General features: G+C 26.4%; 10 protein-coding genes. 5 read left to right on the top strand and 5 right to left on the bottom strand.

The genetic code is table 11. From position 1 onward, the window contains the following. Nucleotides 1–154: 154 nt before the first annotated feature. Both BM027_RS01615 and BM027_RS01610 read left to right on the top strand, forming a co-directional pair. Nucleotides 155–1453: a helix-turn-helix domain-containing protein gene (locus BM027_RS01615; RefSeq protein ID WP_090088190.1), complete on the top strand. Its 1299-nt coding sequence runs from the start codon at nucleotides 155–157 to the stop codon at nucleotides 1451–1453. Between the two features lie 53 nt (nucleotides 1454–1506). Next, entirely contained in the window at nucleotides 1507–2772 is a 1266-nt protein-coding gene (locus tag BM027_RS01610; RefSeq protein ID WP_090088188.1) for a helix-turn-helix transcriptional regulator, read from the top strand. A gap of 509 nt (nucleotides 2773–3281) precedes the next feature. Here the strand turns inward: BM027_RS01610 and BM027_RS01605 are convergent. Together BM027_RS01605 and BM027_RS01600 are read right to left on the bottom strand one after the other, a co-directional pair. Continuing rightward, nucleotides 3282–4688 (bottom strand): MATE family efflux transporter, encoded by a 1407-nt coding sequence (locus BM027_RS01605; protein ID WP_090088186.1) that lies wholly within the window; start codon nucleotides 4686–4688, stop codon nucleotides 3282–3284. Nucleotides 4689–5021: 333 nt separating this feature from the next. Next, a complete protein-coding gene (locus BM027_RS01600; RefSeq protein WP_090088184.1) occupies nucleotides 5022–7094 on the bottom strand; it encodes a helix-turn-helix domain-containing protein in 2073 nt (690 codons plus the stop codon). A 279-nt stretch (nucleotides 7095–7373) separates the two neighbouring features. Here BM027_RS01600 and BM027_RS01595 point away from each other — a divergent pair, with 279 nt between their 5' ends. Both BM027_RS01595 and clpB read left to right on the top strand, forming a co-directional pair. Then, nucleotides 7374–7910: a DNRLRE domain-containing protein gene (locus BM027_RS01595; protein WP_090088182.1), complete on the top strand. Its 537-nt coding sequence runs from the start codon at nucleotides 7374–7376 to the stop codon at nucleotides 7908–7910. 359 nt (nucleotides 7911–8269) lie between these two features. Beyond that, nucleotides 8270–10876: an ATP-dependent chaperone ClpB gene (clpB, locus tag BM027_RS01590; RefSeq protein ID WP_090088179.1), complete on the top strand. Its 2607-nt coding sequence runs from the start codon at nucleotides 8270–8272 to the stop codon at nucleotides 10874–10876. A gap of 329 nt (nucleotides 10877–11205) precedes the next feature. Here clpB and BM027_RS01585 read toward each other — a convergent pair whose 3' ends face one another. From BM027_RS01585 to BM027_RS01575, 3 genes are all read right to left on the bottom strand, one after another. After that, a complete protein-coding gene (locus tag BM027_RS01585; protein WP_090088177.1) occupies nucleotides 11206–11388 on the bottom strand; it encodes an alpha/beta-type small acid-soluble spore protein in 183 nt (60 codons plus the stop codon). Nucleotides 11389–11559: 171 nt separating this feature from the next. Next, a complete protein-coding gene (locus BM027_RS01580; protein ID WP_090088175.1) occupies nucleotides 11560–12531 on the bottom strand; it encodes a P1 family peptidase in 972 nt (323 codons plus the stop codon). A 134-nt stretch (nucleotides 12532–12665) separates the two neighbouring features. Continuing rightward, the gene (locus BM027_RS01575) at nucleotides 12666–13262 is read right to left on the bottom strand and encodes an ECF transporter S component (RefSeq protein WP_090088172.1); all 597 of its coding nucleotides are present in this window, start codon (nucleotides 13260–13262) and stop codon (nucleotides 12666–12668) included. Nucleotides 13263–13514: 252 nt separating this feature from the next. On the opposite strand from BM027_RS01575, the gene BM027_RS01570 reads away from it, so the two are divergent. Continuing rightward, the gene (locus BM027_RS01570) at nucleotides 13515–13730 is read left to right on the top strand and encodes a DUF561 domain-containing protein (RefSeq protein WP_090088583.1); all 216 of its coding nucleotides are present in this window, start codon (nucleotides 13515–13517) and stop codon (nucleotides 13728–13730) included. Nucleotides 13731–13989: the final 259 nt, after the last annotated feature.

The raw sequence follows: 13989 nt of genomic DNA, 5'->3' as shown, positions 1-13989 counted from the left end.
ATAATTATTATGGTATTTTCAATAATCAAACTAGATAAATATGGTAAAATAATATGAAAATTCCTAAATATTTAATAATTCGATGTAGTTTATTAAGATTTTATGCTATAATTATTAATAAAACCATTTAAAATATAGAAAAGAGTTGAAAAATGTGGAAATTCTGTCCTTGGGAGAAAAGATAAAATCAAGAAGAAAAGAGCTGAATATGACATTAAAAGATTTAGCTAAAAATAGAATAACTCCTGGTCAAATAAGTTTAATTGAATCTGGAAGATCAAATCCATCAATGGATTTACTTGAATATTTGGCATTAACATTAGATATAAGTATTGGGCACCTTATGGAATCAGAGGAGAGTCAAGCTGAAAAAATAAGTATTTATTATGAACAAGTTGCTGAATCATATATATTATGTGGTAATTATGATATTGCACAACAATATATAAATAATTCATTATATTACTCAGAAAAATATAATTTAGAATATAGAAAAGCTAGACTTTTATTCATAAGTGCTCAAATATATATATATAAGGAAGATTTTCCAATGGCTCAAAAGTTCTTTTTATCTTCGAATGTTATATTTATTAAAAATAATAATTATGAGGAAATAATAAAAACTTTTTTGAATTTAGCAAAAATGACAATACATTTAAGATCATATCATTCTGCTAGTAGCTATTTAAAACAAGCAGAAAAAGTATATTTAGATAACAATATAGCTGATGATTTTTTACTAGGAGAAATATACTATAATATGGCAAGAACATATTTTAATATTGAAAATTTAGATAATGCTTTAGAATATTCTTATATGGCTAAACGCAAACTTGAAGAAACATATAGTGATAATAGTTATGCTAAAACGTTACTTACATTGGCGGAAGAGTTTAATAAAAAAGGAAACTTATTAAAAGCTACTAAATATTCCAAAAAGGCATTAGAAGTTTATAGAAAAATAGAATATAATAAGAACGTATCTAATATAGAACATAATCTAGGTAAACTATTTTATGAATTAGACGATATAGATGAATCTTTTAAACACTATGAAATATCAGAAAAAATAATTTCACAAAATGAAGTGGGTAGTGTAGTAGATATATTAATAGATGTTTGTAAAGCGCATTTAAAACTTAAAAATATAGAACAATGTGAGACTATAGTACATAAAATTAGTAATATAATAGATGCGGATGATATTAAGAGACAAATTGAATGCAAACTGATGCAGTATACTATTTTTAATGTGTTAGAAAGACATGCTGAAGCTGAAGAGATATTAATTGAAGCATATAATATAGCTAAGGAAACAGGTGATTTACTTAAAGCAGGAGAATTAGCTATGAGAATAGGTAAACATTTTATGAACAAGAAAGAAGAAGGACAAGCAGCCTATTATTTAGAAGAAGGAATTAAATTATTTGAGGAGATAGGGCTTGTTAAGTGATTTTTAGATAATAGAAATAAGACAAATTTAATAAATGTAAATGGGTGATGTGAATGGAGATATTATCTACAGGTGAAAAAATAAAAAGAGCGAGAATATTTAAAGGTATTACTTTAAAAGATTTATGTAAAAGTAAAATTTCAATTTCAAAAATGAGTTGTATAGAGAATGGCAAAGTTAAAGCTGATGAAGAATTATTAAATTATATAGCAAACAATATTGGTATTGACTTAAATTATCTAACAAAAGATGTATACGAACAAATTTCTAATAATTTAAAGTTAATAAAGGAGAGTATATATTCTGATCCAGAGTGTGAAGATAAATTAAAATATAATTTAGCATATTCTATTAAACATGAATATTATGATTTAGCATTTGATTTAATACATATATTGTTCTCTTATTATGTTGAACAAAGCAAGGTTGAAAATATTCAGTTAATAGTATCACAGTATTATGACTTATATCAAAGAAACAATACTACAGAAAATACTCTTATATATTTTAAAGATATGGCTAGATACCTTTATGAAAATAAAGAATATATGGAGTCTATAGCATATTATAGTAAATTAAGAGAAATATTAACGCAAGATAAAAAAGCATTAGACAAAGAAGAATATTGTTTAATAGCCTATAATGAAGCAATTTGTCATCAAAGATTAAATAAATTTGAGGAAGCATATAATATTTTATCAAAGGTAATAAAAGATATAGATAATATTGATAATGATGCAAATAAAGGTAATATATATCATGCTTATGCAACTTTATGTATTAAATTAAAAAAAGAATTTGTAGATGAGTATAAAAGCAAAGCTTTTCAATATCAAAAGCATAATCCAATAATATCTGCATTATCTAAAGGCGATTATGGTAAATATTATTTTGAAGTAAATGATAAAGAAAAGGCCATAAAAGAGATAGAAGAGGGAATAAAAACATTCCCGTATTATAATAAAGAAAAATATGTTGAGTTTCTTAATTCATGTACTAAAATTCTAATAAAAAATTCTGAATTTGAAATTGCATCTAAAATTGTAGATGAGTCTCTAAATATTGCAATTTCAACAGATAATGTAATATTAATTAAAAAAGCATATTATTTAAAAGGAACTATACTTCAAAGATTAGGAGATTATGTACAAGCAGAAAAATATATGAATATATCTTTAGACGCATTATTTAAATCTGGAACAAGAGAAGAGCGTAAAAAAATATATATAGATATGGGAAATATGTATTATAAACTTGGGACTGTATCAGATGCATTAAAATATTTTAATTTAGCATTTGTCGTAGATAAGAGAATATAAGGCATCTTCAAATAAATAACTAAATTAAGCAAATTTTATATAAAAAAGGGGCTGTTTTAGAATAAAATGGACCCCAAGTGAAGTAATAACAAAGAAATAGAAATAACATTTATTAAAGAAGACTAGAAAAATTTTGCTAAGGCATATGAACAAAATAACAAGTCAAAGATGTGACGTATATTTTGAGTCAGACAAGGAAGTAACATTAGCCAATAGTAGACTATTAGCTAATGTTACTGACGTAGTATGACTCAAAATAGACTAGCATACTGACTTGTTATTTTGTTGAATATGCCTAAGAGTTTCTAACATTTAAAGTTGTACCCATAAAAGAATGCTCCTAATATGCATTAGGACAATCATTTATGGAACAACTTCAAATGAAGAAACTCTAAGCTTATTTTTCAATGCTTCTTCCACAAATGTTATTTCTATTTCTTTTCTGAATATCCATCATATAATTAAATGAATTATATGATGAGACAGCCACTTTTTTTATGTGTCTAACTTTAGGATAGGGTTTTAATTAGTTTTTTATTTGAAATTGTAAAACTAGTATCTTTTGATAAATTTACCTTCTTTATTAAGAATAATGAAGTTATGGCAGAAATAATATCTGATACGGGAAAAGCAATCCATGCACCAATTACTCCTAAATAATTTACTAATATAATAGCTAAAGGTATAAATAATAAAATCTGCCTATATAGAGATAAGAAAAATGAAGTAGAAGCTCGTCCAATAGCTTGATAGTAATAAATACATACATAATAAATACTGGCAGTTGGTAGAAGAGATATACAAATTCTAAATGCAAGTATTGCTTGAGGAAGTAATACTTCATCTTTTAAGAAAAACCCTAATATTGGTTTTGTAGCACTCATTAGAATTATCCACAAAATAAAAGATGCTCCAAGTAAATATTTACTACCAACCTTTATAGTTTCGTTTACTCGTTTAGTATTATTGCCTCCATAATTATAAGCTATAATTGGTTGCATAGCTGAACTTATTCCAATTATAGTAATAAACATAAACATAGATACCTTGGTAATAGTACCTATAATTATAATAGCGGAATCACCACCTTGTAGAAATAATATATTGTTTAAAAACATGGCTACAATAGCATCAGAAATTTCTACTATAAATGAAGAAAACCCAACAGACAATATTACAAATAATATACCGAATTCAAATCCGATCTTAATATTTGAGTTTTTAATAGGCATTTCATTAGCTAAATCAGTAATGTTTTTCTTAACTTTATTGTAAGAATATATAACAAATATAAATGCAATTATTTGTGATATTACTGTAGCTATTGCGGCCCCTGCAACACCCCAATTTAAAATTCCAACAAAAACAAAATCTATGATTACATTAATAATAGCACCCAAACCATTAGAGTATAACGTGATTTTGGGATTTCCAAGAGAAGTTATAATATAGGATATTACAACTGCTAGAGATTGAAAAACTCCACCTAAGAGTATTATTACAGTATAAGTTTTTGCTAATGGATAGAGTGTATCAGAAGCCCCTAATGCTTTTAAAACGGGTTCTATAAATACAAATATCAATAAGGATATACTGAAAAGAAGTATCAGAGTAGAGAATACAGAAGTAAAAATAGCATTTTTAATATTTCTATATTTTTTTTCACCAAGCATTCGTGCAACATAAGTAGATGCGCCAACTGCAATAAGTGAACCAATAGATATTAATAATCGTTGTATTGGAAAAGCAATAGTTAGTGCACCAATAGCAGAAGGTCCGATAAATCTTCCAACAAAGACTGTGTCAACCATATTATAAAGTTCAGACACGAATAAGGATATAGTTAAAGGTATTGCTAATTTAATAATAGCTTTACTTATCTTTTCATTTTCAAAAAGTTTGTTATTTATTTCCACAAAATTACTCCTCATGTATATTTAAGGAATTTTTAGCAAAACAATGCCTTAATTACTTAAATTTATTCTATAAGGCACATGAAATAAAATAACAGACCAAAATAGACTAGCATACTGGTCTGCTATTTTTTTGAATGTGCCTAATAACAGTATAATATAAAATAAATTTAAAGATAATCCATTAAGATGCCAAGTTAAAAGTACTAATATGCTTTTTTATATATAAGGATACTAATAAAAAAGTACATAAACACAAAAATATTCATGTTTATGTACCATTTGAGATTAATTTAGGCACATTTTAAAAAAATATACTTTTTGAATGCGCCTTAATCAATTAACTTCATTAATTAATATTAACATAGCACCATATCCCTTAAGTTTTGCAATTATATTTAATACAGAACTTTTTTTATTGTACTTAAATTCAATTTTAGGAAATGAGGCTTTGTGCAGAATCTCTTTTTCTTCTTTATTTAATCTGTTAGGTTTTCCCATGGCTACCCAATAATTATATGAAGAACCAACTCGTTCATTTACCTCGTAAGTTACGGTTCTAGTAGCTTTTTTGATATTAGATATATTTAATGATAATTTTTTTTCAGTAGGTTTTTTAAGTCCACGTTTTTTAGAAATGTCATCAATATCTATTAAATCAACTATGTAGTCATTATATGAATATAAAAGTATACTATAGGTGTTATTATTCTTAGTAACTATATAACCTTCTTCTTTTAATACGACTTCGCCTTTTAACTTGCTTAATAGATAATAAGCATAATAAGAAGGTTTTTTAATTCCCATATCATTAACAAGTCCAGAAGAACCAATAAATACTTCATTAGTTAATAAAACTTCTTTTTCAAGGACGTCAAAAGCTGTTAAAAAATTCAAGTCTTCTCCATTAAATATATAGTTATGAATTATATAAGGAAGCATATAAGCTGTATCATAAATTTTATTTAATGTTTTTTTAGAATTAAGATTTGTATCTAAAATTTCAAAATTATAAGTTTCTGTTAAAAATTCTCTCAAATGAATTTTAATTTTTTCATCTATTGAAGAAGAAAATTGAAATTGAATGTCACTTAAGTTAATTACATCAGATAAAGAAAAATAATCATGAAAATTTTTTAAAATATTTTTGAAATCTGAACATGAAAATATTTCACCATTATCTATAACAATTAGAGGTTTTAGCTCAATATGATTTAAAAATTCTAAAACAGCATTTGCTTTATTCCAATTAAAAAAATTATTTCCAGGGAAAACTGTCATATCAGGATGAAAGAAATTTTCTAGTCTTCCATAATTAAAATGGATTTCTTTTTGGATTTCTTCAAGAATATCTTTATTATCTTCAATTAATAAGTCAAAAGATTCTCCTAAACTAATGATATTACGAAATGTTTCATGAAACTTGCCAAGGGAATTATCCATATTAATATGAATTTTCCAAAGTTTATTTTCATAATTAAATCTTTCATAGTCTTCTAAATAATGTATAACTAAATCAAGACTTTCATTTAGGGTATAATAGGTAATATTTTTAAGCTTTTCAAAAGTCTCATCATTAACTTTATATTTTTTTCTATATTGAAGAGGAGTACAATTGTAATAAATTTTAAAATTTTTGTTTAAATAACGTGTATGAGAAAAACCAATTGCTTCAGATATTTCATATATGCTCATATCAGTATCTAAAAGCAATTTTACTGACTCTTCGATTCTAGTTAAATTAATCAAATCAGTAAAGGTGTATCCAGTAGCTGACTTAATTTCATGGGATAAGTAATGAGGACTTAAGAATTCCTTTTTTGCTATTTCCTGAAGTGTTATATTATTATTATAATTATTAAAGATATATTTAGATATTCTATGATATCTTTCTAATTGTTCACTATTTTCTTTAAGTTCTTCTTTTTCATAGATTAAATAATGAAAATAGTTTAAAAGATGATAAAGTAATTTAATTAAAGTAGATTCAATTTCCTCATCAAAATCTTCTTGCTTTTGAACAACTTCACACAAAATTCTAGCTAAAAATGTTCTAAACTCATCATATTCTTCTGCATCTTGAGCACCCTTATCAGATGAGTTAGTATAAAAAAACATGTTTTTAATATCTTTATAATATTTTTCAAAAAACATAGGATCTATATGAAATATTAAAACTTTGTTATTCTCATCATCACTATGCATACTATGAGTTTCTTCAACATTAATTATTTCTAATTCTTTCTCAATTAATTCAGATTTATCAGTATCTATAGTAACATTTAATGTTCCCTTTAGTACATAAATGATTTCAATAGTGTTGTGCCAATGAAGAGGATATTCTTTTATTGAGGCATAAGAAATACGAATAGGAAGGTTTTCCTCATAAGAAATATATTCTCTTCTCATTTTTTAACCACCTTTCAATAATATATAGAATATTCATTTTAATAGGAAATAATAAGCCAAAGATTCATAGAATATTCATTTTTTATTTTTTAATAATGCTTAGATAATTATATCAATTTATTTAAAGAAAAGAAATAAATTGAATGTGCCTTATGTAGAGTAAGAACATTAAAATATGCTTGAGTTAAACAATAAGAACTATAATTTTTATAACAAGAATTAAATATAAAATATACTCATAATATAGATTATGAGAGATAAAATTAAAGGAGCGATTAGATGAAAATAATTTCTATTTATCCTTCATCTATATCTGTAATTAGTAAAAAATTTAATGAGGAAAATTTTTATGAAAACAAGTATTTACCAGTAGGCAATACAAAAGGAAAAGATAATAATGTTTTTAGAGTACTAATGATTTTCGATATAAAAGATAGACTTCCAGATGCGTGTAAAATAAAAACTGCAAGATTAAATTTATGTGTGGAAAAAAACATATATACTCCGTGTATATTAGATAGTAATGAAGTCTATCTTAATTATAATACGGAAGAGTATAATCCACTAGGAGTAACGTGGGATAATGCACCTAAGTTTATATATAATAAAGAAAAAGCAAGTATGCAGGGAACTAAAACTAAATATTTTATAACTTTAAATATTATGGACTTAGTTAATGAATGGATATATGACTATAAGGATAATTGTGGAATAACGCTAACAGGAATAGAAGATAAAGCAAACTTTATAAGTATATTTTCATATTGTAATAATAAAAATAAACCTTTTATATATCTTGAGGTTGATGATACCTAAGTCACATTCAAAAAATATAAAACTTATTTAATATTTTGGCTATGTTTTAAGTGAATGTTGATATCTTAAAACATGGTCAATATTTTTTTGTTAAAAAAATAATAAAAAATATTAAAATAACTTTGACTTTCTTTGACCTTTATATTATTATATTTTTAAGGAATAAAATATAATTATATAAGGCATTGTAAAACAAATAACTGGTCAAATATTCTTAGGATTTTTTTAACTAGATAAGAAAGTAAAGGTAGTTAGTACTACTGTTATTAGCTGCCTTTGCTGACACAGTATAGTACAAAAAAAGACAAGAAGACTGGCTAGTTATGTATGTAGAGATGCCTAAACTAGGAGGTAGAACAATGAATACTGATAAAATGACTTTAAGGGTGCAACAAGCGTTAAATGATGCAAATGTTACAGCTGTTAAATATAATCATCAGCAAATAGATATAATCCATCTTTTTTCTGCCCTTGTAGAACAAGATGATGGATTAGTACCAAATATTTTCACTAAAATGGGAGTGTCAGTTAAGGATTTAAAAGATACTTTAAATAAATCTCTTGATTCTATGCCAAAAGTATTAGGTGAAGGTGCTTCAAACTCAGGTGTGTATATTACAAGAAAAGTAGATGAAGTTTTAATCAGAGCAGAAGAACTTTCAAAGAAATTTGAAGATTCATATGTTAGTGTAGAACATTTAATGCTTGCTATAATAGATGTTGATAAGAATGGTGAAGTTTCAAAAATATTAAATAAGTACAATATTACAAAGGATGGATTCTTAAAGGTTCTTTCTGAAGTAAGAGGAAGCCAAAGAGTTGACTCACAAGATCCAGAAGGCACATATGATGCATTAGCTAAGTATGGAACAAATTTGGTTGAACTTGCTAAGAAGCATAAACTTGATCCTGTTATTGGAAGAGATGAGGAAATAAGAAGAACTATAAGAATACTTTCAAGAAGAACAAAGAATAATCCAGTATTAATAGGTGAACCAGGAGTTGGTAAAACGGCTATTGTAGAAGGATTAGCAGAGAGAATAGTTAGAGGAGATGTTCCTGAAGGTCTAAAAGATAAAATTATATTTTCGCTTGATATGGGAGCATTAATTGCAGGTGCTAAATATAGAGGGGAATTTGAAGAGAGATTAAAAGCTGTATTAAAAGAAGTTCAAAGTAGTGAAGGAAGAATACTTTTATTTATAGATGAAATTCATACTATAGTAGGTGCAGGTAAGACTGAAGGGGCTATGGATGCGGGAAATTTAATAAAACCATTACTTGCTAGGGGAGAACTTCATTGTATAGGAGCTACAACTTTTGATGAATACAGACAATATATTGAAAAAGATAAAGCTTTAGAAAGAAGATTCCAAACTGTAATTATAAATGAACCAAGTGTTGAGGATACTATTTCAATATTAAGAGGATTAAAAGAAAGATTTGAAATACATCATGGTATTAGAATCCACGATTCAGCTATAGTAGCTGCAGCAAAACTTTCTGATAGATATATTCAAGGAAGATTTTTACCAGATAAAGCAATTGACTTAATTGATGAAGCTGGAGCTATGATAAGGTCTGAAATTGATTCGTTACCAACAGAATTAGATGTTATAAGAAGAAAGATATTTAAGCTTGAAATTGAAAAGGAAGCATTATCTAAAGAAAAAGATGATGGATCAAAAAATAGATTAGTTGATTTAGAAAAAGAATTTGCGGAATTAAAAGAAAAAAATGATGAAATGACTGCTAAATATGAAAAAGAAAAAGAGCATATTGTAGTTATTAAAAATATAAAAAAAGAGTTAGATCAAGCAAGAGGAGAGTTAGAAGCAGCGCAAAGGAACTATGAATATAATAAAGTTGCTGAAATTCAATACAGTAAAATTCCTGCTTTAGAAGAAAAGCTTAAAAATGTTGAAATTGAAGTCAAAGAAAATTATGACAGTGCTCTTTTAAAAGAAGAGGTTACAGAGGAAGAAGTATCACAAATTTTATCTAAATGGACTGGAATTCCTGTAAGTAATATTATTGAAGGAGAGAGAGAAAAACTTTTAAGATTAGAAGATGATATGAGAGAAAGAGTAATAGGGCAAGATGAAGCTATTGAGTCTGTAACTAATGCAATCTTAAGAGCAAGAGCAGGACTTAAGGACATTAATAGACCAATAGGATCATTTATATTCTTAGGACCTACTGGAGTTGGTAAAACAGAACTTGCTAAGACTTTAGCTAGAAATATGTTTGATTCAGAAGAAAATATTATCCGTATTGATATGTCAGAATATATGGAAAAGCATTCTGTATCCAGATTAGTTGGAGCTCCTCCAGGATATGTAGGATATGATGAAGGTGGTCAATTAACTGAAGCTGTTAGAAGACATCCGTATAGTGTAATTTTATTTGATGAAATTGAAAAGGCTCATGAAGATGTTTTTAATATGTTTCTTCAAATATTAGATGATGGTAGATTAACTGATAATAAAGGAAAAACTGTAGATTTTAAAAATACTATAATAATTATGACTTCAAATATTGGAAGTAACTATTTATTAGAAAATAAAATTGAAGAATATATTCAACCTAATATTAAGGATCAAGTTATGAATCAATTAAAATTAAGATTTAAACCTGAATTCTTAAACAGAGTTGATGATATAATCATGTTTAAGCCATTATCTGAAACTGGTATTAAGAAAATTATTGATATATTCTTAAATGAAGTATCAAACAGATTAAAAGATAAAAATATTGAAGTAGAAGTGACAGATGAAGCTAAAGTTATAATGGCAAGAGAAGGATATGATCCAATTTATGGTGCAAGACCATTAAAGAGATATATTCAAAATACATTAGAAAACAATCTTGCTAGGATGATAATTAGAGGTGACTTAATTTATGGATCAAAAGTAAAAGTTGATGGAGTAAATGATGAAATAATATTAACACCAATTAATAATTAGAAATAATATTGAAGTTAATATAAAGTAATTTTATACTAAGACTTATACATTTAAGGGATATTAAAAAAAATTATATGTAAAAGCTAAATGTTTTTAAGCTAAGGGAAGATCAAATTAAATATTTATATCAAAAGAAGAGACATATGTACAAATTTATACGTTGTAAATCATACTTTAATATTTTATTATTTATGGATTTAAATTTTGCAATATCTAAAAATATAAAGATTGCAATAATTATTTCTCAAAAATAATATAAATGTTTAAGTATCATTAACTAGTATATAAAGTACATATATCTCTCCTTTTTCAATAAATCAGTTAGAATACTACTTTATGCCAGATTCGTATTGTTGTACCATTCTTTTAACCATTTCTCCACCAACGCTTCCACATTGTTTTGAAGAAAGGTTACCATTGTAATCAGTAAATGGAACACCCATTTCACTTGCTACTTCAGTTTTGAATTTTGATAACCCATTTTTTGCTTCAGGTACTAATGAATTTGCCATAATATATTCCTCCTTCAATTTTTTATTTGCTAAGCATTTCTTTTTGCTTTGCAGTATTATTGTATGTAATAGTGAAAATTATAATCTATGGAATAGAAGGAATATTAGTAAAAAAACATTACAATAGGAAATTTGTACAATTTAATATAAAGTATAGCAAATTTAATTTATTTATATATTTTTTACTTGATAAAAACTTGGGAAATCTAACAAGGATTCAGCGGATTTAACTCCTCTTAATATGGCCCTTTCCATTACATTTGTAGCAATCATTCCGACGGTTGTTACATCAGAATTAACCTTGTTTGTAGACATTGTAAATATTGTGTCTCCATCAAACATTGTGTGAGCTGGACGCATAGTTCTACCGTATGCATTATGTGCCATAGAAGCTACTTTGTTTGTTTCAGCTTTTGTAAAATTTGCATTAGTTACAATAATACCTATGGTTGTATTACCTTTAAATGGATTATTAGGCTTTTCTAAGTTTGATAGTATTATATCTTCAGTATTTAAAAATTTATTATTTTCACGGTCATAGGCTCCTGCAATTATATCTAAATTTTTAGGATCAACAACATCTCCTAAACAATTAACTGCTACAATTGCACCAACTTCAAGGTTACCAACTTTAATTGCATATGTTCCAAGGCCACCTTTCATAGCAGTACTAGGGCCTAAAAATTTACCAACAGTTGCTCCAAATCCAGCACCAATATTACCATTAATATCAGCTGTATAACTTTCAGAATTTTTGCAAGCTAGAAGTCCCATTTCTTTATTTGGCCTTATTTTTGGATTGCCAAAAGCTAAATCAAACAATACGGCTTGACACACAATAGGTACTTTGGCAACTGTTACATCAAATCCTATATCTTTGTTTTCTAAATATTCCATAACTCCACTAGAAGCATCTAGACCAAAAGCACTTCCGCCAGATAATACTACTGCATGGATTTTATCTACCATTTCCATTGGATTTAATAAATCAGTTTCTCTAGTTCCAGGTGAACCACCACGAACATCCACGCCACCAGTTGCACCTTTTTCACATATTACAACAGAACAACCAGTGCCTCCTTCTTTATCTTCAGCATGACCAAGTTTAATACCAGCTATATCACAGAATTTAATTTCATGCATAACTTAAAACTCCTTTAATACTATATAGATATAATGACCAATGATGGAAAAAGTTTACATCATTGGTCATATACGTCACATCTTTGACTTGTTATTTTCTTTGAATGTGCCTAATTTAAATATATATAAATAGTTTAATTATTTCTATTAATTTTTAATAAAGTAATCACTATAGGTATTGATATTACAGCACTTACTATTGCTTCAATTGAACCATTAGTAACAACAACTCCACCAATTCCTATGGTAGCTGCACTTTTACTTATACCCAATACATTAGCGTATTTTTCAAGATAAATTATATAAGTTAGTCCCATAACTCCTATTGTATTAGTTAATGTACCTATTATTGCAGAAATAGCAATACTTATGCTTTGTTTTTTAAATTTATTTTTAAAAAATACATATACATAATATGATACAATTCCAATTAAAATTCTAGGTAATAAAGCAATTATAGGATTCCAAAAAATAAATGATGTAGGTAATGGTGTTGTAAAAGATTGATACATTGAAAACAATCCAAATACTGCACCAACTAAAGCACCAACAATAGGACCTTCAATAATTGCACCTACGATAACAGGAATATGCATTATAGTAGCTTTTACAGGTGGAATTGGAATAAAGCCTAACCCAGTTAATCCTAAAAAGATTGACACAGCAGATAGCATACCTACCATTGCCATTTGTCTAGTTGAAAATTTTGTTTTAACATTAATTTTTTCCATAAAAATGCCTCCGTTCTTATTCCTTTTGTGGATATAATTCAGAAAATTTATACACCAATTTTTAGTTTAGTTTCTATAAATAGAATACCAACAATAGTAATTTTATCACTTTTTAAAAAATATTCAATAAAAAATTGTTAAAAATTTATCTAAGTTTTAAAACGTTTAAATTCTATATTAAATACAAGTGTAAACAAACATAGTGATAGTATTATTTTAAGTGAAAATTATAAAATTTAAAATGGTAAATATATTTGTAAAAAAGACATAGCACCTAAAGGAATTAAAGAAATCAATAGACTTAGTGAAAATATTAACATACCTATTATTGGAATTGTAGGAGTAAACTCAAAAAACTTTAATGAGATTATTGATGCTGGAGCAAGTGGAATTGCAATAATGTCTAGTTTAATGAAATCTAATAATCCTGAAAAATTAGTTTTAGAGATTTTAGGCATATTAAAATAAATAACAAGTCAGTATACTAGTCTATTTTGCGTCATACTGCGTCAATAAAATCAGCCCATAGCTTGCTATGCATTAATTTCATTTCCTTGTCTGACATAAAATATACGTCGCATCTTTGACTTGTTATTTTCTTTAATATGCCTTATCGAATAACTTAATTAAAAGTTAGAGTATAATTTTAGTAGGCAGAAGAAGTAATTAAAACTAGATAAAATAAAAAGGAGATGTAAAAACATCTCCATAATACATAAATTATCCA

Origin of the sequence: Clostridium uliginosum, assembly GCF_900112485.1 — a bacterium.
GTDB classification, from domain to species: Bacteria; Bacillota; Clostridia; order Clostridiales; family Clostridiaceae; genus Clostridium; species Clostridium uliginosum.
The sequence above is the reverse complement of the archived record's forward strand: the minus strand, read 5'-3'. Positions and strand labels throughout refer to the sequence as shown.

What these genes read in the sequence shown, in the direction of transcription:
- clpB (WP_090088179.1), top strand. Translation starts at nt 8,270, where the DNA reads ATGAATACTGATAAAATGACTTTAAGGGTGCAACAAGCGTTAAATGAT.
- BM027_RS01600 (WP_090088184.1), bottom strand. Translation starts at nt 7,094, where the DNA reads ATGAGAAGAGAATATATTTCTTATGAGGAAAACCTTCCTATTCGTATT.
- BM027_RS01580 (WP_090088175.1), bottom strand. Translation starts at nt 12,531, where the DNA reads ATGCATGAAATTAAATTCTGTGATATAGCTGGTATTAAACTTGGTCAT.
- BM027_RS01575 (WP_090088172.1), bottom strand. Translation starts at nt 13,262, where the DNA reads ATGGAAAAAATTAATGTTAAAACAAAATTTTCAACTAGACAAATGGCA.
- BM027_RS01595 (WP_090088182.1), top strand. Translation starts at nt 7,374, where the DNA reads ATGAAAATAATTTCTATTTATCCTTCATCTATATCTGTAATTAGTAAA.
- BM027_RS01585 (WP_090088177.1), bottom strand. Translation starts at nt 11,388, where the DNA reads ATGGCAAATTCATTAGTACCTGAAGCAAAAAATGGGTTATCAAAATTC.
- BM027_RS01610 (WP_090088188.1), top strand. Translation starts at nt 1,507, where the DNA reads ATGGAGATATTATCTACAGGTGAAAAAATAAAAAGAGCGAGAATATTT.